This is a genomic window from Leclercia pneumoniae (assembly GCF_017348915.1).
GTDB lineage: Bacteria > Pseudomonadota > Gammaproteobacteria > Enterobacterales > Enterobacteriaceae > Enterobacter > Enterobacter pneumoniae.
On sequence record NZ_CP071383.1, the window covers coordinates 912,034 to 937,725 of the forward strand.

23 protein-coding genes and 2 pseudogenes are annotated in these 25,692 nt (G+C 55.0%); 18 read left to right on the top strand and 7 right to left on the bottom strand.

Annotated elements, in window-relative coordinates; all coding sequences use genetic code 11:
- Positions 1 to 91: 91 nt before the first annotated feature.
- Positions 92 to 2,869, top strand: a complete 2,778-nt coding sequence (locus tag JZ655_RS04235) for an autotransporter outer membrane beta-barrel domain-containing protein (protein WP_207293078.1) — start codon at positions 92 to 94, stop codon at positions 2,867 to 2,869.
- A gap of 63 nt (positions 2,870 to 2,932) precedes the next feature.
- Positions 2,933 to 3,559, top strand: a complete 627-nt coding sequence (locus tag JZ655_RS04240; RefSeq protein WP_207293079.1) for a helix-turn-helix domain-containing protein — start codon at positions 2,933 to 2,935, stop codon at positions 3,557 to 3,559.
- 5 nt (positions 3,560 to 3,564) lie between these two features.
- Here JZ655_RS04240 and ampH read toward each other — a convergent pair whose 3' ends face one another.
- The gene (gene ampH, locus JZ655_RS04245; protein WP_207293080.1) at positions 3,565 to 4,722 is read right to left on the bottom strand and encodes a D-alanyl-D-alanine-carboxypeptidase/endopeptidase AmpH; all 1,158 of its coding nucleotides are present in this window, start codon (positions 4,720 to 4,722) and stop codon (positions 3,565 to 3,567) included.
- Between the two features lie 204 nt (positions 4,723 to 4,926).
- Between ampH and JZ655_RS04250 the strand changes: the two genes are divergently transcribed.
- The 3 genes from JZ655_RS04250 (at position 4,927) to JZ655_RS04260 (ending at position 7,911) form a co-directional block, all read left to right on the top strand.
- Positions 4,927 to 5,460 (top strand): isochorismatase family protein, encoded by a 534-nt coding sequence (locus JZ655_RS04250; protein ID WP_207293081.1) that lies wholly within the window; start codon positions 4,927 to 4,929, stop codon positions 5,458 to 5,460.
- Positions 5,461 to 5,575: 115 nt separating this feature from the next.
- Entirely contained in the window at positions 5,576 to 6,796 is a 1,221-nt protein-coding gene (gene sbmA, locus JZ655_RS04255) for a peptide antibiotic transporter SbmA (protein ID WP_207293082.1), read from the top strand.
- 14 nt (positions 6,797 to 6,810) lie between these two features.
- Positions 6,811 to 7,911 (top strand): DUF1615 domain-containing protein, encoded by a 1,101-nt coding sequence (locus JZ655_RS04260; RefSeq protein WP_207293083.1) that lies wholly within the window; start codon positions 6,811 to 6,813, stop codon positions 7,909 to 7,911.
- On the opposite strand, the gene JZ655_RS04265 is transcribed toward JZ655_RS04260, so the two are convergent.
- A complete protein-coding gene (locus tag JZ655_RS04265; RefSeq protein ID WP_040076979.1) occupies positions 7,908 to 8,210 on the bottom strand; it encodes a YaiY family protein in 303 nt (100 codons plus the stop codon). The two genes, JZ655_RS04260 and JZ655_RS04265, sit on opposite strands and share 4 nt — an antisense overlap.
- Before the next feature lie 248 nt (positions 8,211 to 8,458).
- On the opposite strand from JZ655_RS04265, the gene JZ655_RS04270 reads away from it, so the two are divergent.
- Positions 8,459 to 8,677: a DUF2754 domain-containing protein gene (locus JZ655_RS04270; protein ID WP_040076978.1), complete on the top strand. Its 219-nt coding sequence runs from the start codon at positions 8,459 to 8,461 to the stop codon at positions 8,675 to 8,677.
- Here JZ655_RS04270 and ddlA read toward each other — a convergent pair.
- Positions 8,674 to 9,774, bottom strand: a complete 1,101-nt coding sequence (gene ddlA, locus JZ655_RS04275; protein ID WP_207293084.1) for a D-alanine--D-alanine ligase — start codon at positions 9,772 to 9,774, stop codon at positions 8,674 to 8,676. The two genes, JZ655_RS04270 and ddlA, sit on opposite strands and share 4 nt — an antisense overlap.
- 106 nt (positions 9,775 to 9,880) lie before the next feature.
- Here ddlA and JZ655_RS04280 point away from each other — a divergent pair, with 106 nt between their 5' ends.
- The 6 genes and pseudogenes from JZ655_RS04280 to adrA all read left to right on the top strand — a co-directional run bounded on the left by JZ655_RS04280 (position 9,881) and on the right by adrA (position 15,595).
- Positions 9,881 to 10,564 carry an extensin-like domain-containing protein gene (locus JZ655_RS04280; RefSeq protein ID WP_046884488.1) on the top strand — a complete coding sequence of 228 codons (684 nt, stop codon included), beginning with the start codon at positions 9,881 to 9,883 and terminating at the stop codon, positions 10,562 to 10,564.
- A gap of 169 nt (positions 10,565 to 10,733) precedes the next feature.
- Positions 10,734 to 11,957, top strand: coding sequence for a multidrug efflux MFS transporter (locus JZ655_RS04285; RefSeq protein WP_207293085.1), 1,224 nt, complete (start codon positions 10,734 to 10,736; stop codon positions 11,955 to 11,957).
- A gap of 240 nt (positions 11,958 to 12,197) precedes the next feature.
- Positions 12,198 to 12,458: an anti-adapter protein IraP gene (gene iraP, locus JZ655_RS04290; protein ID WP_040076973.1), complete on the top strand. Its 261-nt coding sequence runs from the start codon at positions 12,198 to 12,200 to the stop codon at positions 12,456 to 12,458.
- Positions 12,459 to 12,556: 98 nt separating this feature from the next.
- Positions 12,557 to 13,975: an alkaline phosphatase gene (gene phoA, locus JZ655_RS04295; protein ID WP_207293086.1), complete on the top strand. Its 1,419-nt coding sequence runs from the start codon at positions 12,557 to 12,559 to the stop codon at positions 13,973 to 13,975.
- Between the two features lie 91 nt (positions 13,976 to 14,066).
- The gene (gene psiF, locus JZ655_RS04300; RefSeq protein WP_046884485.1) at positions 14,067 to 14,387 is read left to right on the top strand and encodes a phosphate starvation-inducible protein PsiF; all 321 of its coding nucleotides are present in this window, start codon (positions 14,067 to 14,069) and stop codon (positions 14,385 to 14,387) included.
- Positions 14,388 to 14,493: 106 nt separating this feature from the next.
- Positions 14,494 to 15,595, top strand: a pseudogene (gene adrA / locus JZ655_RS04305) (diguanylate cyclase AdrA).
- Positions 15,596 to 15,609: 14 nt separating this feature from the next.
- Here adrA and proC read toward each other — a convergent pair.
- Entirely contained in the window at positions 15,610 to 16,419 is an 810-nt protein-coding gene (gene proC / locus JZ655_RS04310; protein ID WP_046884483.1) for a pyrroline-5-carboxylate reductase, read from the bottom strand.
- Positions 16,420 to 16,566: 147 nt separating this feature from the next.
- On the opposite strand from proC, the gene JZ655_RS04315 reads away from it, so the two are divergent.
- The 5 genes and pseudogenes from JZ655_RS04315 (at position 16,567) to ppnP (ending at position 19,315) form a co-directional block, all read left to right on the top strand.
- Positions 16,567 to 17,025, top strand: coding sequence for a YaiI/YqxD family protein (locus tag JZ655_RS04315; protein ID WP_040076966.1), 459 nt, complete (start codon positions 16,567 to 16,569; stop codon positions 17,023 to 17,025).
- A gap of 250 nt (positions 17,026 to 17,275) precedes the next feature.
- A complete protein-coding gene (aroL, locus tag JZ655_RS04320; protein WP_207293087.1) occupies positions 17,276 to 17,800 on the top strand; it encodes a shikimate kinase AroL in 525 nt (174 codons plus the stop codon).
- 51 nt (positions 17,801 to 17,851) lie between these two features.
- Positions 17,852 to 18,043 carry a protein YaiA gene (yaiA, locus tag JZ655_RS04325; RefSeq protein ID WP_040076963.1) on the top strand — a complete coding sequence of 64 codons (192 nt, stop codon included), beginning with the start codon at positions 17,852 to 17,854 and terminating at the stop codon, positions 18,041 to 18,043.
- A 238-nt stretch (positions 18,044 to 18,281) separates the two neighbouring features.
- Positions 18,282 to 18,958: pseudogene (locus JZ655_RS04330) on the top strand (AroM family protein).
- Positions 18,959 to 19,030: 72 nt separating this feature from the next.
- A complete protein-coding gene (gene ppnP, locus JZ655_RS04335; protein WP_207293088.1) occupies positions 19,031 to 19,315 on the top strand; it encodes a pyrimidine/purine nucleoside phosphorylase in 285 nt (94 codons plus the stop codon).
- Positions 19,316 to 19,362: 47 nt separating this feature from the next.
- Here ppnP and rdgC read toward each other — a convergent pair whose 3' ends face one another.
- Entirely contained in the window at positions 19,363 to 20,274 is a 912-nt protein-coding gene (gene rdgC, locus JZ655_RS04340; protein ID WP_040078583.1) for a recombination-associated protein RdgC, read from the bottom strand.
- 124 nt (positions 20,275 to 20,398) lie between these two features.
- Between rdgC and mak the strand changes: the two genes are divergently transcribed.
- On the top strand, positions 20,399 to 21,304 hold the full coding sequence (gene mak / locus JZ655_RS04345; protein ID WP_040076958.1) for a fructokinase: 906 nt from the start codon (positions 20,399 to 20,401) through the stop codon (positions 21,302 to 21,304).
- Positions 21,305 to 21,340: 36 nt separating this feature from the next.
- Here the strand turns inward: mak and sbcC are convergent, their stop codons facing one another.
- The gene (sbcC, locus tag JZ655_RS04350) at positions 21,341 to 24,475 is read right to left on the bottom strand and encodes an exonuclease subunit SbcC (protein ID WP_207293089.1); all 3,135 of its coding nucleotides are present in this window, start codon (positions 24,473 to 24,475) and stop codon (positions 21,341 to 21,343) included.
- Positions 24,472 to 25,677 (bottom strand): exonuclease subunit SbcD, encoded by a 1,206-nt coding sequence (gene sbcD, locus JZ655_RS04355; RefSeq protein WP_046884479.1) that lies wholly within the window; start codon positions 25,675 to 25,677, stop codon positions 24,472 to 24,474. Before sbcD ends, sbcC begins: the two co-directional genes overlap by 4 nt.
- Between the last annotated feature and the right edge of the window lie 15 nt (positions 25,678 to 25,692).

The following is a 25,692-nucleotide window of genomic DNA, read 5'->3' on the forward strand; positions in this document are numbered from 1 at the left end:
TTTTGTTTTGAGGCGGCATAATTCATTGCGCAATTTATTTGCTGTGTATTTATGGACAAACTTGCTTACGTCCCTGAGGAGGGATGACCCAATGCAAAAATGGAAAAAGAAACTTGTTGTATCTCAAATTGCATTAGCCTGCACGATGGCTATCGCTTCTCAGGTAAATGCAAAAGATATTTCTGGTACAACCTATAATACCTTTGGCTACGATGGTACCGCCGCCTCTACGCTGTATAACGGTTACACTGACTGGCGCAATGCCAGTGCCACGGTTGATGGCGATATCTATCCGGTTATCAACAAATCCGTAGTAAACGGGGTGATCTCTGGTTACTACCTTGATGATGCAGTCGGCGGTAAAAGCAACTCGCTCTCCATCAGCAACAGTACCCTTAATGGTATGGTCACCTCTGAATGTATCACCACGGAGTGTGCGGGCGGCGTGAATCGCGACGGTTCTACCCACTACCAGTACGACCGCTTCGCATTGACGGTGAATAACACCACCATTAACGACACCTATGAGCATTACGCTTACGACGTGGTAACAGGCGGCACCACCACCACCACCAACTACTGGGATACCTACGCGCTCGGCAATGCTATCAGTCTGGATGTTGAGTCTGATATCGTTATCGAAAACAACTCCCGCATCGCGGGTATTACGCTGACTCAGGGTTATAACTACCCGGACAATACCCCTTACGACAGCACCGTTGGCATCGAAAACAGCGCGCATGTCTTCAATAACACCCTCAAAGTGACCGACTCTGCTGTCACATCCGGTGCCTACAGCGACCTGGGAACCACCGGTTTTTATGGTCAGTCAGCGAAGCCGAGCGACTACGGCAATCCGAGTGCCACCTCACAGGATGATGCTGCGCTCATCGTTGCGGCTGGCGCGGCAGATAACGCCATGCAGACGGTGGCAAGCTTTGACCACTCGACCCTGACAGGCGATGTGTTGTTCTCCAGCACCTTTGATAATAACTTCTTTGTCAATGGTGACCCGGCGACCGATACCACTGCCGACGGCGTTTACAACCCAACCACCAACGGCTGGGACGGTACCGATAAACTGGATCTGACCTTAACCAATGGCAGCAAGTGGGTCGGTGCGGCGACCTCCAGCGTGGAGATGATCGCCCCGTCTCAGATGTATGGTCTGGGGTATAGCAGCGTTGATCTGACTACCCTGTTACCAAACAGCATCTGGCCTGATTCAACCTTCAACAGTAACAACCATCTGGTGGGTACCCAGGTTTATCAGAGTGGTATTTTCAACGTTACGCTGGATAACGGTTCAGAGTGGGACACGCGTAAAGAGTCGAACATCGATGCGTTGACCGTGAAGAACCATTCTCAGGTTAATGTCGAAAACTCCGGCCTGCTGGCCGACAGCATTACGCTGACTAACGCCTCTACCCTGAATATCGGTGATGCCGGTGGTGTGGCAACCAACAGCTTGAACCTCGACAGCAGCAGCCAGGCAACCCTGACTCAGGAGCTTGCCGACCTGTACGCGAACACCATCACCGTTGATAACCGTTCTGAGCTGGCGCTGGGTCTGGGCCAGGTTGATACCCATAAACTGGTACTGACCGACGGCGGCATGCTGAACGTTGCCAGCCGCGATTATGTGTTCAATTCCGATCTGAACAACGCGCGTTACATCACTAATGACAGCACGAAGAGTGGGTACGATTACGGTGTGATTGCCATCAACGCGGATGGTCATCTGGCCGTTAATGGTGAAACCTCAGGTAACTACAAAGTGCGTCTTGATAACGCGACCGGTAAAGGCGGCGTTGCAGATTATCGCAACAAAGAACTTATCCGTGTTTATGATAACAACGCTGATACCCGCGTCTCCTTCACGGCGGCTAACCGCGCCGATCTGGGTGCATATACCTACCAGGCACAGCAGAAGGGCGATACTGTTGTTCTGAATCAGGAACGCTTAACGGATTACGCCAATATGGCGCTGAGCATTCCTTCTGCGAATACCAATATCTGGAATCTGCAGCAGGATACCGTAGGCACCCGCCTGACCAATGGGCGTCATGGCCTGACGGATCAGGGCGGCGCCTGGGTTAGCTTCTTTGGCGGTAACGTCGATGGCGACAACGATGTCATCAAGTACGATCAGGACGTGAGCGGTATCATGGTGGGTTTAGATACCCAGATTGATGGCAATAGCGCGAAATGGACCGTCGGTGTAGCTGCAGCCTTCGCTAAAGGCGACATGAATGACCGTTCAGGTCAGGTGGATCAGGATAGCCAGACGGCGATGATCTACTCCGCTGCTAAATTTGCCAACGATATGTTCCTCGATGGCAGCATGAGCTATACCCGCTTCAACAATGATCTGAGCGCGACCATGAGCAACGGCGAGTACGTTGATGGCAGCACAAATACCGATGCCTGGGGCTTTGGCCTGAAGCTTGGTTACGACTGGATGCCGAATGACGCAGGCTACTTAACGCCATATGCCGCGGTTTCTGGCCTGTTCCAGTCGGGTGATGACTATCGTCTGAGCAATGACCTGCAGGTGGGTTCGCAGTCTTATAACAGCATGCGTTATGAACTCGGTTTAGACGCGGGTTACACCTTCGGTTACGGTGACAATCAGGCGTTAACGCCGTACTTCAAACTGGCTTATGTCTATGACGATGCCAGCGAGAATGCAGATGTTAACGGCGATAGCATTGATAACGGCGTGAAAGGCTCTGCGGTACGTGCGGGTCTGGGAACGCAGTTCAGCTTCACCAAAAACTTCAGCGCTTATACTGACGCCACCTACCTGGGCGGCGGCGACGTTGAGCAGAACTGGGGTGCTAACCTGGGTGTGAAATACACCTGGTAGTCGTTGTAAAAATGGGGAGGCTTTGCCTCCCCATTGTATTTTCAAGGATGATTTGAGGTCTGCATGAACCGTTACGCAAAGTCGGTTCCTGAATTCTCCCGGCTTGAAAAGTGCCTTTTTGACCATAGCAAAACGTTCAAACTGGCAGGACAACACTCTGTATTTGGGGAAGTCTTCGAAGAGGAGCAGTTTGCGTTATTGCTGCAAACCGGCACGCTGGCAATTCATCGGCAGCAAGATGACTTGTTGATGGAAATAGTGACCGCACCCTATATCTTTGGCATTAATGCCGGAATGATGGGCTGTAGTACCGAATACAAACTTATCACTCATTCACCCTGCACGGGTTTTTACCTTCCAGCGGCCACGGCCCGCACCCTCATACAACAAGCCGGCCTGTGGCGGGAGGCCTTTTGCTGGCTCTCCTGGCATCATCGGGTCATGGAAATACGCGATAAACAGCTGGTGGGAAACAACTCCTATAGCCAGATCCGCTCGACACTGCTGGATATGGCTCAGTGGGATGAGACGCTGCGTATGCGTGTGGGGGTAATGAATTATATCCAGCGACGCACGCGGATTTCGCGCTCTGTGGTGGCCGAGGTGCTGGCCGCGTTGCGTCAGGGGAATTACATCAATATGGTTCGGGGTAAACTGGTCAGTATCAACCGTTTACCCGCAGAGTATTAACGCGATCAGGAAGCAGGAACAACCTGAGCTTTGTTGTCACTGAGTTCCGTGACCAGTTTATTAATACCATCGCTCATGTTGACGAAACGGGTATTGGGGGAGCGAGTGACCACCACAAAGGCGCCAACGTTCGATTGTGGGATCATCGCCATATAGGTAATAAAGCCACCGCCGCCGCCTGTTTTCTGAATAATTCCCGGATGCCCGTTCTTTGGCGCCATATACACCCAGCCCAGACCCAGCGCGTCCGCTTTGCCCGGTACATCCATGCCAATGACGCGCTGGAACTGGCTGCGCTGATATATCAGCGTCTGCATCCGGTCAGCCTGAGTGCTGCGTGAATAGAAATCGGAAGAGAGGAACTGCTGCATCCAGCGCATCATATCGCCGGGTGTGGAATAGACACCGCCGCTGCCAATGGCTGCCAGCGTGTTGTTACATGGGCTGGCCCCTTTCTCTGCCACCATCAGGCGTTTGCACTGATCCGGTGAGGGGGTAAAGGTGGTGTCTTTCATGCCCAACGGACGGGTAATCTGCTCTTCAAACAGCTGGGTATAAGGTTTACCCGAGGCGGTAGCCAGGGCATCGGCCAGTAAATCGAATGCCAGGTTAGAGTAGGCTGCCTGGGAGCCCGGCGTGGTTTTCAGGTTCGCGGTGCTCAGATAGTTCCAGCGCTGTTCGCGGGTTGGCCAGACGAAGACCGGCCGATGCGCCGCACCGCCCGGTTGTTCACGCGGCAGGGCGCTGGTGTGCGTCGCCAGATTAACCAGGGTGATAGGGGTGCCCTGATAGGTTGGCACCCGTGCACCCGGTGGCGCATATTTGCTCAGGGGGTCGTTAAGCTTCACGACCCCCTGATCGAGTAATTTCACCAGCATCTCGCTGGTCATTAATTTGGTTAAGGACGCAATACGAACCACGGAGTCCAGCTGCGGATGAATATTATTGCCTGGACGCGTTTCGCCAAAGCTCCGAAACACGCGCTGATTACCATCAATAACAACCAGTGCTATACCGGTTGCGCCGCTGCCGTAATAGATCAGGTTTGCGTAACGGTCGGCAATATCAGAGGCAAGTGCCGGGGTGGTCAGCGGTTGGGCAGCCTGAACCGTCGAAAGGCTCACCGCACACAGCGCGGCAATAGATAGCAGACAAGATTTCAACGAAAAGCATCCATAAGAGAAATGAAGATAATTAAGCGTATTTATACTACTAACGTGCCCGGTGCAATGGGCTGAATAGCCTAACGATAGCGGGAAAAACGTAACCGCGAGTAAATAAAAACAATTTCATTACGTGCCATCTCCCATTTTGTGACATCGGGCTTATGATAGACCCCTACGTAGCTCAGCGACCCGGAGAAGGTGATGTCAGAAAAGCGTGTGGTGATGGTTGTCGATATGCAGCAAGGTGTTTTTGCGACCCCTCGTATTCAGCGCGAACAATGCGTTTCACGTATCAATCAGTTAACCCATGCCGCCGATACGGTCATTTTTATCCAGCATACCGAAGCCGGTGGGCTGGAAGAGGGGAGCGAGGGGTTTGCGTTGTTACCTGAACTGCACCAGCCGGAAGGGGCGCACTACGTGACCAAAACGGCGTGCGATGCGTTTTACCGCACCTCGCTCGCCGCGTTATTAAGCGAGCTGGATATTCATCATTTTGTGCTTTGCGGCTGTGCTACCGACTACTGCGTGGATACTACCCTTAAAAATGGCGTTAGCCGGGGATACCATATCACCGTCGCCGGTGATGCGCACACCACCGCCCACCGTCCTGCCGCCCGGGCAGAAACGCTGATAAACCACTATAACGATGTCTGGCGCGATCTGATTGCTCCCGGCAATCCGCCGGGTGTGAAACTCACCGAAACAATTCTCGCCCACTGGAAAGCGAACTAATAATTACCCGTCAGGTCTGATTTTTTTGCACCGGCCGGAGACCGGCTGGTGGATGCAATGTCGTGTGGTGATGTGTTGAACACAGCAACAGCCATAATTACAAGAAGGAAGTTTTATGTTTAAGTCATTTTTCCCAAAGCCGGGGCCCTTTTTCCTCTCGGCATTTATATGGGGCCTTATCGCCGTTATTTTCTGGCAGGCCGGTGGCGGCGCCTGGCTTGAGCGCCTAATTGGTGCTTCCAGCGACGTACCCCTTAGTGCCGCACGTTTCTGGGCGCGTAGCTATCTGTTGTTCTACGCCTATTACGCCCTCTGCGTTGGGCTGTTTGCCCTTTTTTGGTTTACCTTTTCACCCCATCGCTGGCAGTACTGGTCCGTGCTGGGAACGGCATTAATTATTTTTGTCACCTGGTTTTTGGTGGAAGTCGGGGTCGCGGTCAACGCCTGGTATGCCCCCTTCTATGATCTGATCCAGAAGGCACTCAGTTCCCCGCACAAGGTCTCTATCGACCAGTTTTATCACGAAGTGGGGGTCTTCCTCGGCATCGCGCTGATCGCCGTGATCATTGCCGTGATGAATAACTTCTTTGTCAGCCACTATGTGTTCCGCTGGCGTACCGCCATGAACGAGCACTATATGGCCCACTGGCAGCAGTTACGTCATATCGAAGGTGCCGCCCAGCGTGTGCAAGAAGACACGATGCGTTTCGCCTCTACGCTGGAGGATATGGGGGTGAGCTTTCTCAACGCCATCATGACGCTGATCGCTTTCCTGCCGGTGCTGGTTACCCTGTCGGCTCACGTGCCGGATCTGCCCATTATCGGCCATGTTCCGTACGGCCTGGTTATCGCCGCAATTATCTGGTCGCTGATGGGCACCGGTTTACTGGCGGTGGTAGGGATCAAACTGCCGGGGCTGGAGTTCAAAAACCAGCGCGTTGAAGCCGCCTACCGTAAAGAGCTGGTTTACGGTGAAGACGACGCTAACCGGGCCTCGCCGCCTACTGTGCGTCAGCTGTTCAGCGCGGTACGTCAAAACTATTTCCGTCTCTATTTCCACTACATGTACTTCAACATTGCGCGCATTCTCTATCTGCAAGTCGATAACGTATTCGGCTTATTCCTGCTGTTCCCGTCGATCGTTGCCGGTACCATTACCCTCGGTCTGATGACTCAGATCACCAACGTCTTCGGCCAGGTTAGGGGCTCGTTCCAGTATCTCATCAGCTCCTGGACTACGCTGGTAGAGTTAATGTCTATCTATAAACGTTTACGCAGCTTTGAACGCGAGCTGGATAACCAGCCACTGCAGGAAGTGACCAACACGTTAAGCTAATACAGGGAGTCGTTATGCCTTTTGCCGTATCACGCGCCTTACCGTTATCGCTCCTTGCCGCCCTGGTGCTGGCAGGCTGTGCTGAGCAAGGTGCAGCCCCGCTTAAAAAGGGCGAGAAACCCGTCGATGTCGCGAGCGTGGTGCGGCAGAAAATGCCCGCCAGCGTGAAAGATCGCGACCAGTGGGCCAGCGCGCTGGCAAAGACCTTCGATAGCCAGAAGATAGCCCCGACCGAAGAGAATATCTGTTCGGTACTGGCGGTAGCGCAGCAGGAGTCAATGTATCAATCCGACCCTAAGGTGCCCGGGCTGAACAAGATCGCCTGGAAGGAGATCGACCGACGGGCAGAATCGATGCATATACCGGCGTTTCTGGTCCATACCGCCCTCAAAATCACCTCTCCTGATGGCAAGAGTTATAGCGAGCGGCTGGACACGGTGAAAACCGAGAAGCAGTTGAGTGAAATCTTCGACGATATGATTAGCATGGTGCCGATGGGGCAAAAGCTCTTCGGCTCGCTTAACCCGGTACATACCGGCGGGCCGATGCAGGTCAGTATCGCCTTTGCCGAGAAACACACCGACGGTTACCCGTGGAAGTATGACGGTACCGTGCGTCAGGAGGTCTTTTCCCTGCGCGGAGGTTTGTGGTTTGGGACTTATCATCTGCTCAATTACCCTGCCAGCTACAGCGCGCCGCTGTACCGCTTTGCCGACTTCAATGCAGGCTGGTACGCGAGCCGTAACGCGGCATTTCAGAATGCCGTCAGCCGCGCCAGCGGTGTAAAGCTGGCGCTGGATGGTGATTTAATTGCGTATGGTAGCCGCACGGCGGGCAAAACCGAGATGGCGGTTCGCAAGCTGGCCGGGAAGCTGGATATGAGCGAGAGCGAGATTCGACACCAGCTGGAGAAGAGCGATAGCCAGAGCTTCGAGAAAACGAAACTTTATCAGCAAGTTTATGCGTTAGCGGAGCAGAAGAGTGGAAAGACGTTGCCGCGAGAGATGTTGCCAGGCATTCAGCTTGAGAGCCCGAAGATCACCCGCAACCTGACCACAGCCTGGTTTGCGAAGCGTGTCGACGATCGTCGGGCTCGCTGTATGGCAATGAATTAGTGGTAGCGACGCCAGCGGTTAACTAGCGCCACAACACCCAGGATGACGCAGCCCACTAGGAAGGGAATCAGCCCAAAGATGGTTCCCACGCCCAGTCCGATTTCAACGCGCGGGCGGCCGCTGTCCTCTACCTGCATCAAATGTTCATAGACGCCAGGTGCATGCACCAACATGTTCAAAAACTGCGAACCCGCCCAAAAGCAGAACAGTACAAACAGGGCATAGGCAATATTACCTGACGTGGAGGTTTTCGGGTGTTTACCATTAAAGATCGGCTTCGACATAGTAAAGTCTGCCATAAAGACCTCCGTATAGTTCGTTCTGGCCATACACCAGTGATATAAGCGAAGTTTGACAGGTCATCGCATTTGTCAATATCGGAATCGTGGTAATTTGCAGCATGGATTTCTCCTGGATCGCCGATTTCTGCACCAACTCACAACTTCGTAACCTTAAGTTAAATTCATTAACATTTAAGAATTTCCGTATTGGACACAGACCTGACGCGGAAACTATGCGAGGATGTTTTTTTTATTCAGGAGCGACCATGAAACTGCCTGCCAAAATTCGCCGTGACTGGCATTACTACGCCTTTGCCATTGGGCTGATCTTTATTCTTAATGGGGTTGTGGGGTTACTGGGATTTGAAGCGAAGGGTTGGCAAACCTATGCGGTAGGTCTGGTGACATGGGTTATTAGCTTCTGGCTGGCAGGATTGATTATTCGCCGTCGCCCGGAAGAGCCGACGGCGAATAACGTCGATTAACCGTTTACCGTAACATTTAGCGCGCTATCGGCGGCATGCTGCTCCAGCGCCAGCTCAATCAGGCGGGTAATCAGCTCTGGATAGCTGATGCCGCTCGCCTGCCACAATTTCGGGTACATGCTGATATTGGTAAAGCCAGGCAAGGTGTTAATTTCATTGATGATGACGTCATTTTCAGTGGTTAAAAAGACATCGACCCGGGCCATTCCGCGACAGCCCAGCGCCTGATAAGCCTCAATCGCGATGGCCCGGATGCGGTCGTTTACCGCCGAGTCCAGGGCTGCCGGCACGACGACCTGTGCGCCTTTGTCATCAATGTATTTGGTGTCATACGAATAGAAATCGCTGTTCAGTACCACTTCGCCGCAGGTACTGGCCTGGGGGAAGTCATTGCCCAGCACCGCACACTCGATTTCACGTCCTTTGATACCCTGTTCAACCACCACTTTATGGTCAAAGGTAAATGCCAGACGTACGGCCTCGTTGAATTGCGCCTCGCTGCTGACTTTACTCACCCCAACGGACGACCCCTGATTTGCCGGCTTCACAAAGAGCGGCAGGCCAAGCTCTGCCTGTAGAGCGCTAAAGCTGTGTTTGTCGCGATTGGCGCGGGTGAGGGTAACGAAAGGCGCTACGTTCAGACCGGCGTCGCGCAACAGACGTTTGGTGACATCTTTATCCATGCAGGCGGCAGAACCCAGTACGTCGGAGCCGACAAACGGCAGGTTTGCCATGCGCAGCATGCCCTGCAGCGAGCCATCTTCGCCCAGCGTACCGTGCACGATCGGGAAGATGACGTCGAGTTGCAGAAGGGCCTGTGCGTTGCTGGCGTTAATCAGTTGATTCTGTGCCACGCCCGGCACAACCGCGACGCTTATGTCAGAAGGATTCAGGGCGATGTGTGCCGGATCGTCAGCATTAAGCAGGTAGCTGTTGGCGTCATTGACATGCCACTGTCCCTGCTTATCGATACCCAGCAGCACAACGTCGAACCGGCTCTTATCAATCGCATTGACGATGTTTTTGGCCGATTGCAGCGACACTTCGTGTTCTGCTGATTTTCCCCCAAATACAATACCCACACGCAGCTTTGCCATTACTCTCACTCATCCAGTCTGACTCAAAACCCATACCTTACCACGATGCCCGGCGGGATTCGCCGCCTTCTGCCATAATGTTTTAGCAAGCAACGGAGGGGGGAAAGTGCGAGGAAAAGGTCTAATTATCTGTCTTGTTATTATCGGCGCGGCAGCGGTGGGGTATCGCTGGTTGCCGTCTTATTACAACCCTTTTGCGCCTCTCTCGCTTGACGATCCCCCCGGGAAAATCACCCAGTTTAAGCTGCGGCGACTCACGCCCGAGCACTGCGAAACCTTGCTCAGCCAGGCGAACGATTCAAAGCTGATCCGTACCCAGACGGTTGCCGACAGTGGGGGCGAGTGTCCCCTGGTGGATGTGGTGCGGGTGCGTGACTTTGGCCGCGTAGGGCTGAGCAGCAGTTTCCTGGCCAGTTGTCCCCTGGCGCTCAGTGCTGCCCTCTATATTCACCAGCAGGCACAACCGCTGACACAGCGCATGATGGGGAGCCGCCTGACCCGCGTTGACCATTTTGGCAGCTTTGCTTGCCGAAATATCTATCATCGACAGGATGCGCGACGCAGCGAGCATGCCAGCGCCCAGGCGCTCGATATTAGCGGCTTTCAGCTGGCGGACGGGCAGAAGATTACGGTGCTGCAAGGCTGGAAAAACGCGCGAACGCAGCCCTGGTTAAAGGCGATGCTTAGCGCCAGCTGCGGCTATTTTGGCAATGGGCTTGGGCCAGAGTACAACAGGGCGCATGCTAACCATTTTCATCTGGGTATGCGGGGATATGGTTACTGCCCGTAAGCATAAACCCACCGCTAAAAGAGGATAGAGTGTGATTTGTTTCACATTTTTGATGACTGGAAAGATAAAACACTAAAATTCATCCCGACAGCATCAGCTGCGCTTTGTGATGAGGCATAACTTGCTAATCTATGAGCGAATTCGCTCAAAAAAATGAATGTGTCGCGCTATGGAATCCTGGAAGGTTAACCTTATATCGGTCTGGTTCGGTTGTTTCTTCACCGGGCTTGCCATCAGTCAGATCTTACCTTTTCTGCCGCTGTATGTGTCTCAGCTGGGGGTCTCCTCGCACGAGGCGCTTTCGATGTGGTCCGGGCTTACCTTCAGCGTGACGTTTCTGGTCTCTGCCATCGTCTCGCCTATGTGGGGAAGCCTTGCCGATCGCAAAGGGCGGAAGCTTATGCTGCTGCGTGCCTCCCTGGGAATGGCCATTGCTATTCTGTTGCAGGCCTTCGCCTCCAACGTCTGGCAGCTTTTTCTGCTACGAGCGCTGATGGGGCTGACTTCCGGTTATATTCCTAACGCCATGGCGCTGGTGGCGTCGCAGGTACCACGCGAACGCAGCGGCTGGGCGTTGAGTACGCTCTCAACGGCGCAAATTAGCGGCGTAATTGGCGGGCCACTGATGGGCGGTTTCCTGGCCGATCACGTAGGGCTGCGGGCGGTCTTTATTATTACCGCTATCCTGCTGATGGTCAGTTTTCTGGTCACGCTGTTTCTTATTAAAGAGGGGGCGCGTCCCACCGTTAGTAAAGCGCAGCGCCTGAGCGGGAAAGCGGTCTTTGCCTCACTGCCTTACCCGGGGCTGATGATCGCTCTCTTCGTCACCACGATGGTGATCCAGCTCTGTAACGGCTCGGTGGGGCCTATTCTGGCGCTGTTTATCAAATCGATGGAGCCAGACAGCAACAATATCGCTTTTCTGAGCGGCATGATTGCCGCCGTACCGGGTGTTTCTGCCCTTATCGCTGCACCGCGACTGGGCAAGCTGGGCGACCGTATCGGCACCGCACGCATTTTAATGGCGACGCTGGTGGTGGCCGTGGTGCTCTTCTTCGCAATGTCATTTGTCACCACCCCATTCCAGCTTGGTGTGTTGCGCTTTTTACTGGGCTTTGCCGATGGCGCGATGTTGCCAGCCGTACAGACCCTGCTGGTTAAATACTCCAGCGACCAGGTGACCGGACGCATCTTTGGCTATAACCAGTCGTTCATGTATCTCGGTAACGTTGCCGGGCCGCTGATTGGGGCGTCGGTTTCGGCTATGGCAGGATTCCGTTGGGTCTTTGCTGCCACGGCGGTAGTGGTGTTGCTGAATATTCTGTATCTGGCGGTGGTATTACGCCGTCGCCGTCAGCAGGAGGCTAATAGAAGCGTCGGTAACAGAAGATAACGCTGCTGTATTATATATTCTTATACTTAAACCTGACGGTAATAACTAAAATGGCTTTCTGTTTTTTTAATGACGCAAAGCAATTCATGATCTGAAGCTAATATAAAAACGTTTCGCTGAACCTGGATCGCATTTATTTAAAATAATGGATTTTATTTGTCTAAAGATAATACTTTTCCCTCTTTGCAACCCCCATCCTTAGTGCTAAGTTCAGAACAAATCTGATAAGGAAATAGCACGATGAAAAATCTCATTGCTGAGTTGTTAGTGAAGCTCGCCCAAAAGGAAGAAGAGTCAAAAGAACTGGTAGCCCAGGTTGAAGCGCTGGAAATTGTCGTCACCGCGTTATTACGCCAGATGGCTCAGTCCGATCAGCAGGCCTTGATCCGAAGCGTTGAAGGGGCGCTGGATGCGGTACGGCCAGATTCACTGGTGCCGGAGCAGGATAGCGAAATGCTACAACAATACGTAAAGAAGCTGTTGCGGCACCCGCGGAGCTGATTGGTTTGCGTATCTAAAACGCTGTCATCGATCTGTCACGTCGGTTGCCTATAGTCGCTCTGTTTTATTTTTTATGTATTTTTACATGGAGAAAATAAGTGAAACAGAGCGCACTTGCTATTGCATTACTTCCCCTGATGTTCACTCCTAAAATTTATGCAGAAACGGTAACATCATTCCACGTTCTTGAAAATCGCGCAGCTCAGGGTGATATCACCCAGCCCGGCGGTGCGCGTCGCTTGTCGGAAGACCAGACCGCCGCATTGCGCGCCTCCTTAAATGATAAGCCAGCAAAGAATATTATCCTGCTGATTGGCGATGGAATGGGTGATTCAGAAATTACTGCTGCACGAAATTATGCTGAAGGCGCGGGCGGATATTTTAAAGGGATTGATTCGCTGCCGCTTACCGGCCAGTACACCCACTATGCGCTGGATAAAAAAACCGGCAAGCCGGATTACGTCACGGATTCCGCCGCGTCTGCCACGGCCTGGTCAACCGGCGTAAAAACCTATAACGGCGCGCTGGGCGTGGATATTCACGAAAAAGATCACCAAACCATTCTTGAAATGGCAAAAGCGGCAGGCCTGATGACGGGTAACGTCTCGACGGCGGAATTGCAGGACGCGACCCCGGCGGCGCTGGTAGCGCATGTGACGTCACGTAAATGCTACGGCCCGAGCGTCACCAGCGAAAATTGCGCCACCAATGCGCTGGAAAAAGGCGGTAAAGGCTCTATTACGGAGCAGCTGTTAAACGCCCGTGCCGACGTCACGCTTGGCGGTGGCGCCAAAACCTTTATGGAGACCGCCACCAGCGGTGAATGGCAGGGCAAAACTCTGCGCGAACAGGCCCAGGCGCGCGGCTATCAGCTGGTTAACGATGCGGCCTCACTGGCGACCATTACCGAAGCCAACCAGGATAAACCGCTGCTGGGCCTCTTCTCCGAGGGCAATATGCCTGTGCGCTGGGAAGGGCCGAAAGCCAGCTATCACGGCAATCTCGATAAGCCTGCCGTCACCTGTGCGCCTAACCCGAAACGCAATGAAAGCGTACCGACACTGGCAGCGATGACCGAAAAAGCGATCGCGCTGCTGGATAAGAGCGAAAAAGGGTTCTTCCTGCAGGTTGAAGGTGCATCCATCGACAAGCAGGATCACGCCGCTAACCCTTGCGGCCAGATTGGCGAAACCGTCGATCTGGATGAAGCCGTGCAGAAAGCGATGGCCTTCGCGAAGAAAGATGGCAATACGCTGGTGATCGTGACGGCTGACCACGCTCACTCCAGCCAGATTGTGGCGCCGGATACCAAAGCTCCGGGTCTGACCCAGGCGCTGAACACCAAAGATGGCGCTGTGATGGCCATTAGCTATGGCAACTCCGAAGAGGAGTCGATGGAACATACCGGTAGCCAGCTGCGCATTGCCGCCTATGGTCCACATGCCGCAAACGTGGTGGGGCTGACGGATCAGACCGATCTCTTCTACACCATGAAAGCGGCTCTGGGTATGAAGTAAAACGAATGCCCGGCGGGAATCTTCTCTGCCGGGTGGTTTTTTTACCGCAAACGACCAGACTTAATGTGATCATTCACAGAAGGATAGTGCTATGAAAATCACATTACTTGTTACTTTGATCTTCGGCCTGTTTTTCATCGCCACGGTGGGTGCGCAAGAGAAGACCCTCACACCGCAACAGCAACGTATGACCACCTGCAACCAGCAGGCGACGGCTGATGCGTTGAAAGGCGATGCGCGAAAAACTTACATGAGCGACTGCCTCAAAAATGGAGCCTCGAAACCGGGCGAAAAGAGCCTGACGCCACAGCAGCAAAAGATGCGTGAATGTAACGTTAAGGCGACAGAGCAGTCTCTTAAAGGCGATGACCGTAATAAGTTTATGAGTGCCTGTCTGAAGAAAGCTGTCTAGTGCTAATGGGTGAGCGGGCTTCCCGGCTCACCCAAAATCTCATACTCCCCCGTCGGACCCCCTCTCTATAATTTGGGAAATTGTTTCAGAATGTTCCCAAAAGATAATGAATGACGAAAACTTTTACCAGAAAGGGCTGACGCGCGAAGAGTGGGATTATCCTTTTCCCTCGGATGACCATCATCGTTCCGGCATACGCTTCGCCCGGCGGGTTCGCCTGCCGCGGATGGCTGGCCTTGCGACGATGTTTTTCCCCATTGCTGGCGTTCTGGTGACGCAACCTGTGGCCGGCGGCTGGTGGCTGCTGCTGGTTGGCGGGGCGTTCGTCTGGCCACATCTCGCCTGGCAGTTGGCGTCACGCTCTGCCGATCCCCGCAGCAATGAATTCTATAACCTGAAAGCTGATGCCATTATTGCCGGGATCTGGATTGGCCTGATGGGCGTTAATGCGTTTCCTACCGCTGCGCTATTGATGATGACCAGCATGAACATGATGGGGGCTGGCGGGCTACGGCTGTTTACTGCTGGCACGCTGCTGACGACCCTTGCCGCCCTGGCGACACTGCAGATGGCCAGCATTCCCCCCCCTCTTTGTGAGCTCAGCGCTGCAGGGGTGGCTCACGCTGCCGGTGTTAATTTTCTACCCGGTGCTCTTTGCCTGGGTCAGTTACCAGACCGCAATCCGGCTGGCGGAACACAAGCGACGGCTGGAATTAATGAGTACCCGCGACGGCATGACGGGCGTCTTTAACCGGCGGCACTGGGAAGACCTGCTGCGCAATGAGTTTGATAGCTGCCGCCGTCATCATCGTGACGCCACCATGCTGCTTATCGATATCGACCATTTCAAAACCATCAACGACACCTGGGGGCATGATATTGGCGATGAAGCCATTATCGCCATTACGCACCAGCTACAACTCACGCTGCGCGGAAGCGATATCATAGGCCGGTTTGGCGGGGACGAATTTGCGGTGATCATGAGTAACACCGCGGCGGACAGCGCTATCGCCGCGATGTCGCGAGTCCATGAGCGGCTGGCGCAGCTAAGCCTGCCGGGCGCACCGCTGGTGAAGCTCTGTATTAGCGTAGGGGTGGCACCGCTCACGCCGCCGATGGGGCACTATCGTGAGTGGCTAAAGGCGGCAGATGTTGCCCTGTACAAAGCGAAGAACGCCGGACGAAACCGCACCGAAGTGGCGGCCTGACGCCCGGCATGCGATCAGGACTTACTCAGCTGTTCTGATTTTTCCATACACTTATTCATGGCTTCAATAACCGCCGAGCGGAACCCTCGCTCTTCCAGCACCCGTACAGCTTCAATGGTCGTCCCGCCTGGCGAGCAGACCATATCTTTCAGTTCACCCGGATGCTTACCGGTTTCCAGCACCATTTTGGCCGAGCCCATCACCGCCTGAGCTGCAAATTTATATGCCTGCGCCCTTGGCATTCCACCCAGCACGGCGGCATCCGCCATCGCTTCGATGAACATAAAGACATACGCAGGCGCCGAGCCGCTCACGCCCACTACCGGATGGATCATCGCTTCCGCAATCACTTCCGCTTCGCCGAAGCAGCGGAAGATATTCACCACGTCGGCCACATCTTCCGTGGTGACCAGCGCATTAGGGGTGATGGAGGTCATGCCTGCGTTGACCAGCGAAGGGGTGTTTGGCATCGCGCGCACGATTTTGCGATCGTGGCCCATGGCGCGAGCCAGCTGATCCAGAGTGACGCCGGCAGCAATCGATACGACAACGGTATCCTTGTTCAGGCTTGAGGTGACGTCGCTCAGCACTTTGACCATGATATTAGGCTTTACGGCACCGAAGAGGATATCCGCTACCTGGGCCACTTCCTGGGCGCTCTGCGCCGCATTGATACCATACTGATCGTGCAGGGCAGCGACTTTATCTGGCGACGGGGTATAGACCCAAATCTGGCCAGGCTGCACCTGGCCGCTGGCAATCAGGCCACCCAGGATGGCTTTACCCATGTTACCGCAGCCGATAAAACCGATTTTCTTCTCCATCACGTCTCCCTCTTTTATGCCTTGTTATGTGTATGGAAGGCTAGCTTAGCGCGGATTGTTACGCAGCGCTAAAGCTTCTGCCTCATCCGCTGCTTTGCCTGAGAAGAAAAGCAGGCGACAATGGGGCAGTTATCGAAAGGAGAGAACATGGCGATTTGGGTGGATGCCGATGCGTGTCCAAATGTGATTAAAGAGATTCTGTTTCGCGCCGCCGAGCGCGTGCAAATGCCCCTGACGCTGGTGGCTAACCAGAACCTGCGAGTCCCACCGTCACGGTTTATTCGCGCCATGCGCGTACCGGCCGGCTTTGACGTAGCGGATAACGAAATAGTGCGTCTGTGCAGCGCGGAGGATCTGGTTATCACCGCCGATATTCCGCTGGCGGCTGAGGTGCTGGAAAAGGGCGCCGCCGCGCTAAATCCAAGAGGTGAGCGTTACTCTCCGGCCACCATCCGTGAAAAACTGACGATGCGTGATTTTATGGACACCCTGCGCGCCAGCGGCGTACAAACCGGGGGGCCGGATAGTTTATCTCAGCGCGACCGACAGCTCTTTGCTGCTGAGCTGGATAAATGGCTTCTTGAGGTGAAACGTCGTCAGGGATGAGCCCAGCATTGTCGTCGGATTGTGCTCCCGTTATGCCACTGGGGTTGTCAGCCCCTGCAGCAATCAGGTATGGTGTGCGGCATCAGGTATGCAATCATTTCTTTACAGTCGCTATCCCTAATCATCAGGGGATAAATCTACATTTGTAAAAATAAATTTACACTGACTTCTGTACTAGTTAAATGGTATCATTGGCCACTTTTCGACGTTACGCTCCGCATCTTTGCGGCCTTAAGAGGAACACCAGGTTATGACCCAGCCTATATTCTTGATCGGCCCCCGCGGCTGCGGCAAAACGACGGTGGGGCATGAGCTGGCGCGTCTGTGCGGCTGTGAGTGCATCGATACCGATCGCTGGTTGCAAACCCACGCGCAAAAAAGTATTGCTGAAATTGTTGAGCAGGAAGGGTGGGAAAGCTTTCGCGCCCGCGAGACCGCAGCCCTGGAAGCGGTGACGGCGGTCTCAGGCGTCATTGCCACCGGCGGCGGCATTATCCTGGCACCTTATAACCGGCAGTTTATGCGCGAGAAAGGCACTGTTATTTATCTCTCTGCGCCCGTGCCGGTGCTGGTTGAGCGCCTTGTGGCATTTCCAGAAGAGGGTCAACGCCCTACGCTTACCGGCAAACCGATCAGCGAAGAGGTGAGCGAAGTACTGGCAGAACGCGACGCCCTCTATCGCGAAGCGGCTCACCATGTGGTTGATGCCTCGCTCTCCCCGTCAGAAGTGGTACAAAATATTGCTACTGCGCTGCGTCTGGCTTGTGTTAGCTAACTGATGTCTATACTGATAGTTCACCCCAGATAAAGATAAAAAGGATGAACTATGCCAACAAGACCTCCCTATCCGCGTGAAGCCCGTGTCGTTGCCGTTGAGAAAGGCGCTACGGGCCAGACCGTCACCTGGTATCAGCTGCGTGCCGACCATCCAAAACCCGATTCGCTCATTAGCGAGCATGAAACGGAGCAGGAAGCGCTCGACGCCAAGGTCCGCTACGAAGATCCCGATAAGACTTAAAAAAAATCTGAAAGCGGGAAATACCACGCCTAAATCACATTTATCACTCATTGAATAAGTTAAGCAGAGGTTAATATCTAGTTATTACAGATACCTTCTGCCAGGCGTCCGGATCTTTACATTCCGGCAGGCACATACGCTGCTACGCTATTGTGCTGTTCATACCAGAACAGCGAGCCGCGCAGCGTTGTGAGCCTGTGCCTGTTTTACGTAGTGGTAGTGGAGAAAGGCGAGAAAGATGAAGGCCACCTTGGCGATCCTCACGATTGGGGTAGTCCCAGTAAGCGAAGTGTTACCGCTCTTGACCGAGCATATTTCGGAACAACAGATCACCCATCATAGCTTGCTGGGTAGTCTAAGCCGTGAGGCGGTCATGGAGACCTACGGCGTTGCGCGGGAGATGATTCCCTGCCGACACTGTTAAGCGACGGTAAAATGGCGACGGTATCCCGGCAAAAGATCGAACGCGATCTGCAGGCCGTTATTGAAGTGCTTGATAATCAGGGGTATGACGTCATCCTGCTGATGAGTACCGCCCCGGTATCCGGGCTGGTGGCCCGTAATGCGATCCTGCTTGAGCCGATGCGGATTATCCCGCCGCTGGTGGCCTCGATTGTGGATGGTCATCAGGTGGGGGTGATCGTGCCGATCCCCGAATTGATGCAAAACCAGTCCCGAAAATGGCAGGCGTTAGAACGTCCGCCGCTCTACTCGCTGGCGAACCCTATCTGGGATAACGAGGCCAAATTGATCGAGGCCGGGCGCGATCTGCTGGCGCAGGGAGCTGATGTATTGATGCTGGATTGCCTCGGTTTTCATCAGCGTCATCGCGATCTGTTACAAAAAGCGCTCGATGTGCCCGTTTTGTTATCAAACGTACTGGTGGCGCGGCTTGCCTCGGAGCTGCTGGGGTAATGATTTTGCGTGACAGGCAGGGAGTGTGCCCCCTATATTGGATTGACATCCAACAACAAAAAGGGCCAGTTCATGCTTCAAAGTAATGAGTACTTTTCCGGTAAAGTGAAGTCCATCGGTTTTGCCAGCAGCATCACTGGCAATGCCAGTGTCGGCGTGATGGCTGAAGGGGAATATACATTTGGTACCGCTCAACCTGAAGAGATGACCGTCGTCAGTGGCTCTCTGAAGGTATTGTTACCGGGTGAGACGGAGTGGAAATTGTTTACTGCGGGTCAGATCTTTAACGTTCCGGGCCATAGCGAGTTCCACCTGCAGGTGGCTGAGCCGGCCTCTTATCTCTGCCGTTATCTGTAATTTTTTTTACCCTCTCCCGGTCGGGAGAGGGTAAACAGCATGGCCGATTAGCGCTGTGCTTCTCCGCCGAGACCCTCTACCAGGCTTTGTATCAGTGCGGCTAACTCGCCCGTCATCAGAATAAAGTCGGCATCAAAACGCTGCGCCGGATCGTCACGGTCGATGTCGTCGTTCTGATCGCGCAGTTCGTCAGAGAATTTCAGCCGTTTTACGGAGCCATCGTCGCAGATCATGAACTGGATCCGTTGCTGCCAGTCGAGCGCCAGCTTGGTTACCAGTTTGCCCGCTTCAATGTGTACGGCAATTTCATCGCTCACCAGATCCTGTTTTTTCGCGCGGATCACACCGCCATCTTCCAGGATCGCCTTCAGTTCTGCTTCATCCAGCAGCTGGAAGCCCTGCGGCACGGTACCGCCGCGAACCCATTCGGTGAGCGTCAGCTCAATGGGGTTTTCCATGGTCAGCGGCACGACCGGAAGGGAGCCCAGGCTCTTACGCAGCAGCGCAAGGGTATCTTCCGCTTTTTTGGCGCTGGCACAGTCGACAATAATCAGGCCGTTAACGGTGTCGATCCACATCATCGTCTGGCTGAAGCGGCTAAAAGCGCGCGGCAGCAGCGAGTGCAGTACTTCATCTTTCAGCGAGTCTTTCTCGGTTTTTTTCAGCTTGCGGCCCTGTTCTGCCTCCAGCTTGAAGATCTTCGCTTCCAGTGCCTGTTTCACGACCGGCGCGGGCAGAATTTTCTCTTCTTTGCGGGCGCAAATGATGATTTGACCATTGGTGGTGTGGGTCAGCGCATCGCTCTGAGAGCCCATCGGTGGAACCCAACCGGTTTTGGCCATATCCTGGCTGCCGCAAGGGCTAAACGTATAAAGGGCTAACTGTTTTTCCATCTCGTCAGCGCGCAGCGGGACATCGCGGCTGAGACGGTAAACCATCAAATTTTTGAACCACAGCATGATAATTTCCACGGCCTTGTCGTTAAATGCAGCGGGCATGATAACGAATTGTCGCATCGCTTGCATTGCTAATCGGGATGCCGACTTCTACTCTGTTGATAATCAAAAAAATGAGGAACGTCCTGTGCGAATTGGTATCGATTTAGGCGGCACGAAAACCGAAGTGATAGCGCTGAGTGAGCAGGGGGAGCAGCTGTTTCGCCACCGTCTGCCCACCCCTCGTGATGATTATCAGCAAACCATAGAAACCATTGCCACGCTGGTGGAGATGGCGGAGCAGGCCACAGGCCAGAGTGGTAGCGTAGGTATGGGGATCCCGGGTTCGATTTCGCCCTATACCGGCGTGGTGAAAAACGCTAACTCAACCTGGCTCAATGGCCAGCCGTTTGACAAAGATCTGAGCCAGCGCCTGAATCGTGAAGTACGGCTGGCAAACGATGCCAACTGCCTGGCGGTATCTGAGGCTATTGATGGAGCTGCGGCGGGGGCACAGACCGTTTTTGCGGTCATAATCGGCACCGGTTGCGGCGCGGGCGTGGCCTTTGGCGGTCGCTCTCATATCGGCGGCAACGGCACGGCGGGCGAGTGGGGGCACAACCCTTTGCCGTGGATGGACGAAGATGAGCTGAAATACCGCGCAGAAGTGCCCTGCTATTGCGGCAAGCAGGGGTGTATTGAAACCTTTATCTCCGGCACGGGCTTTGCCACCGATTACCACCGACTGAGCGGCAAGCCGCTGAAGGGGAATGAGATCATCCGTCTGGTTGATGCGCAGGATCCCCTTGCTGAACTGGCCCTCAGCCGCTACGAAACGCGGCTGGCGAAATCTCTGGCGCACGTGATCAATATTCTGGATCCGGATGTGATCGTGCTGGGGGGCGGCATGAGCAATGTGGATCGTCTTTATGCCACCGTGCCTCAGCTGGTGAAGCAGTGGGTGTTCGGCGGCGAGTGCGAGACCCCGATTCGCAAAGCGGTGCACGGGGACTCCAGCGGGGTGCGCGGCGCCGCCTGGCTCTGGCCGCAGTGACGATGTCGCCCTCTTGCAGCGCAAGAGGGCGCAGTCTTATTCGACCGCAAACGCGCGGTCTAGCTTGCTGAAGCCCAGCCCGTTGATCTTCTTAACCTTAATCTGCACCGGAATGCGCTCCTTCATCGCCTCGACGTGACTGATCACCCCGATGGTCTTGCCGCTGGCGTTCAGGGCATCCAGCGCATCCAGGGCTGTGTCCAGCGTCTCGCTGTCCAGGGTGCCAAAACCTTCATCGAGGAACAGCGAGTCGATACGCGTTTTATGACTCACCAGGTCGGAAAGCGCCAGCGCCAGCGCCAGGCTCACCAGGAAACTCTCACCGCCTGAAAGGGTGCGGGTATCGCGTACGGCATCGGCCTGCCAGGTATCGACCACCTCCAGCTCCAGCGCGTCGCTGACTTTCCGTTGCAGGAGATAGCGGCCGTGCAGGCGGATTAGCTGCTGGTTTGCCAGCCAGACCAGGTTATCCAGGGTCAGCCCCTGCGCAAATTTACGGAAGCGATCGCCCTCTTTTGAGCCAATCAGCGCATTCAAATATCCCCAGTCCTCCGCCAGACGTGCGGCCTCTTCAATTTGCTGCATCAGCACCTGCTGGTGCTGGCGATTGTCGGCGTCCTGTTTTACCTGCTGGCGTATTTCACCCTGGCGGGTGGTATTTTCACGCAGTTTCAGCGCCAGGTGGTGTAACTGCTCCTGCAGGGTCTGCATCGCGACCTCATCAGGAAGATCTGCAGGGCGTTGTGCCGCATGCGCTTTACACTGCTGCTCTGCCTGGTGAGCCAGGGCGCGTGATTGCTGGATCTGCTGCTCCAGCGTCTGTTTCAGCTGCTCCAGCTTGCTCACGCTCTCATCATCCAGCACGGCGGCCAGGAAGGCCTGCTGATCGGTAAAACAGCTGGCGGACAGGGCTGCCGCAAACTGCTCTTGTAATTCCGTCAGCCTGTCTGCGTCCACTCTCTCTTGCGCCTGCAGCGTATTCAGTTGGCTCTGCAGCGAGATGCACTCGGTGTGGATCGCCTGCCAGTTTTCGGGCACCGGCTCTTCATCTTCCTGCTCTGAAGGCGGTAGGGTATCAAGCAGGGGTTTCAGGGCCTGGATACGCTCCTGGATGGCCGCAAGCTGCGTCTGTTGCGCTTGCCAGCTATTCGCCTCGGCTTCACGCTCGGCGAGCCAGGCCGCAGCTTCGCCCTCGGCGGGGGCGGTGAGTGCCAGCGCCTCTAGCGCGCTCTGCAGCGACTGTTGCTGGGCGTCGAGTTGTTGTTTGCTCTGCTGTCGCTGCTGTTCCAGGTCGTTTAACTGTACCTGTAGAGCGTGAAGCTGGCTTAGCTGGTAAAGCTGCTGCTCGTACTGCTCCTGCTCGTTCAACCAGTGTGTAATGTCGTCCTGAATCGAGTGGGTGATGGCTAGCTGGGAGCAACTCTCCTGCCACGCTTTAGTAAGTGCTTGCTCATCTTCTGAGAGCGTCTGGATCAGCTTCGCCTCGCGTTGCAACTGCTCAACACGTGCGTTCAGTTGCCCGCGCAGCAGCAGACCCTCTTCCTCAAGCTGCTTAACCGCACGCTCAAGTTCATCACGACGTCGCTGATTTTCCGTTAACTCCAGCGCCTGGTATTGTGATACCGCAGGATGGTGGGTCGAGCCGCAGAGCGGGCAGGCTTTGCCGGCCTCCAGCGTGGCGCGATAACTTTCCAGTACTTTAATCTGTTCTTCCTGCGCGCAGAGCGTTTTGACATCCAGGTAGTGTTGATGCTTCTCTTTATACTGCAGGCGGCGCGCCGTCAGGGTCTCTTCCAGACGGGTTTTCTCTGCTTCTCCTTTCTGCTGACCGTCGCGATTATCAGCCAGTTGTTTTTGCAGAGGCTGGTAGCGAGCCTGTAGGGTGGCGAGGCGCTGGCGCACTGGGCGCAGTTGCACCTGTCGCTCAATGGCGGCGGCGGTCTCCTCTGGCGACAGCGTCAGAGCAGGCTGCGGCAACGCAGCGCGTTTTTGTTGAAACTCCGCAAGCCGTTTGTTGAGGCCATCATACTGCTGTTTATCGCGTTGCTGCTGGCTGAAAAGGGCCCGCCAACCGGCAATGTGCGAACTCCAGAGACCAAACTGACGATGCGCTTCCATCCAGAGGGTCATCTGCTTTTGTTGCGCCTCAAGTTGCGCCATGCTGCGGGCTGCACCGTTACGGACGCGCCCCCGCTGTGCCATCCGATCACGTAAGCAAGCATTCACTTCTGAAATTTGCTGGCGGGTACGGGTGAGAGAGGCGCTCTGCTCTTGCTCGCGCGTCCATAGCGGGCGCAGCGCCTGTGCGGGAAGGGCCAGCTGCAGCCTTGCCAGTTGCGGCTGGGCATCCGTTTGCGCGTGAAGCGCCTGCTGATGTGCAGCCTGCGCCTGTTGCTGGGCGCGGGCCAGTTCATCACTGCGCACCCACCACTGATGCCAGCGCTGCTGGCGCTGTTGTTCGGCCAGCAGTGAGGTTTCTTCGTCAGTAAGTGCCTGCAAACCTTGAACTAACTGCTGCTGTTGTTCTTCGCTTAACAGCACGACCCCGGCGGCTTGCGCTTCGCGCATCTCAAGCTGTTGGCGAGCGGCTTTGTGTTTTTCAAATACCTTCGCCGAAATCTGGCCGTAGATCTCCGTTCCCGTCAGCTCCTCTAACAGCTCCGCACGCTCTTTCGGTTTTGCATTGAGGAAGGCGGCAAACTGACCCTGCGAGAGCAACATTGAGCGGGTAAAACGGTCGTAATCCAGCCCGGTCAGGGAGGCGGTCAGTTCCAGTTTATCTTTCACTTTGTCGGCGAGGATTTTGCCATCTTCACAGCGGGCCAGCTCAACGCGCGGCGCCTGCAGATTGCCATCAGGCTGGTTGCGGGCACGGTTCTGGCTCCAGAAGGCGCGATAGGCCACCTCTTTGACCTCAAATTCCACCTCGGCAAGACACTCGGCGGTGTCCCGGGTCATGAGATCATTTTGTGACTGTGAGAGCGTGTTCAGGCGCGGTGTTTCGTGGTACAGCGCGAGGCAGATGGCGTCCAGCAGGGTGGTTTTCCCCGCACCGGTCGGCCCGGTAATGGCAAACAGGCCGTTGCTGAGAAAGGGCTCGGCGGTGAAGTCGATTTTCCACTCACCCTTTAATGAATTGAGGTTCTTCAGGCGCAGACTCAAAATTTTCATGGGTGCGACTCCTCGTCATTCAGGGTATTCAGCGCATCGTTAAATAGCTCATTCAGCCGCGCGCGCCGTGTTTCATCCAGCTCTTCCTGGGCCAGTCGCCGTTCGAAGACCTCTTCCACCTTCAGTTCACTCAATGTCTCGCGCTGGGCGGCGAGCAGACTTTTCTGGCGCTGTTCCCGGCTGCGGCGCACCAGTAACACCTCTACCGGCAGATCCTCGGTGAGCGCCTGAATTTTGCGCTGCATATTGTGCAGGTATTCGTCGGTAGTGATCTCAATATCGAGCCATACTGGCGGGGTTTGCGCGACGCCGCGCCACTGTTCAAGCTGCTGGGTAATTGACGCCAGGTCGCCTTTCAGGACGGCCAGTTGCTGGGTTACCGGCACCTCCAGCGTCTCGACGGCGCTCAGCTTGCCGTCATGGAAGCTGACCAGATGCACGCTTTTGTTTTTCCCCGTCTCGTCAAAGCTAAGGGCGATAGGGGAGCCGCAGTAGCGGATATGCTCACAGCCGCCGATGACCTGCGCCCGATGAATATGGCCCAGCGCGATATAGTCCGCCGCCGGGAAGTTCTGCGCCGGGAACGCGTCCAGCGTGCCGATATAGATGTCGCGGACCGCATCGCTTTTACTGGCGCCAACGGTCGTCAGATGGCCCGTGGCGATCACCGGCAAGGCGCTATCGCTCCGCAGGGCACAGGCGTCGGCATATTGTCTGGCGTAATAATCGGTAATGGCCTGCAGGAGATGCTGCTGCTTCTCTGCACCGGACATCCCCGCCTGGCTCTGCACCACATCGCGAGGGCGTAAAAACGGTACCGGGCAGAGTATGGCACCCGGGGTGCCGTCGCGTTTTTTTAACACCTGCGGTGGGTGTCCGGTGCTGGCGATAACGGTCGTATTCAGAAACGCCAGCAGATCGCGGGATTCGTTCAGGGTCGCCACGGAATCATGATTGCCTGCGACAATCACCAGATGGCAGCCGGTCTGCTGCAGGTTCACCACAAAACGGTTATAAAGCTCACGCGCATAGCTGGGAGGCGATCCGGTATCGAAGATATCTCCGGCGACGACGATGGCATCTACCTGCTGCGCTTGCGCTACCTCCAGCAGCCAGTTGAGGAAGGCTTCATGTTCATTGGCGCGGCTCTTACTGTAAAAATTCTGACCCAGGTGCCAGTCTGAGGTGTGAAGTATGCGCATAACAGATCCGTGGCA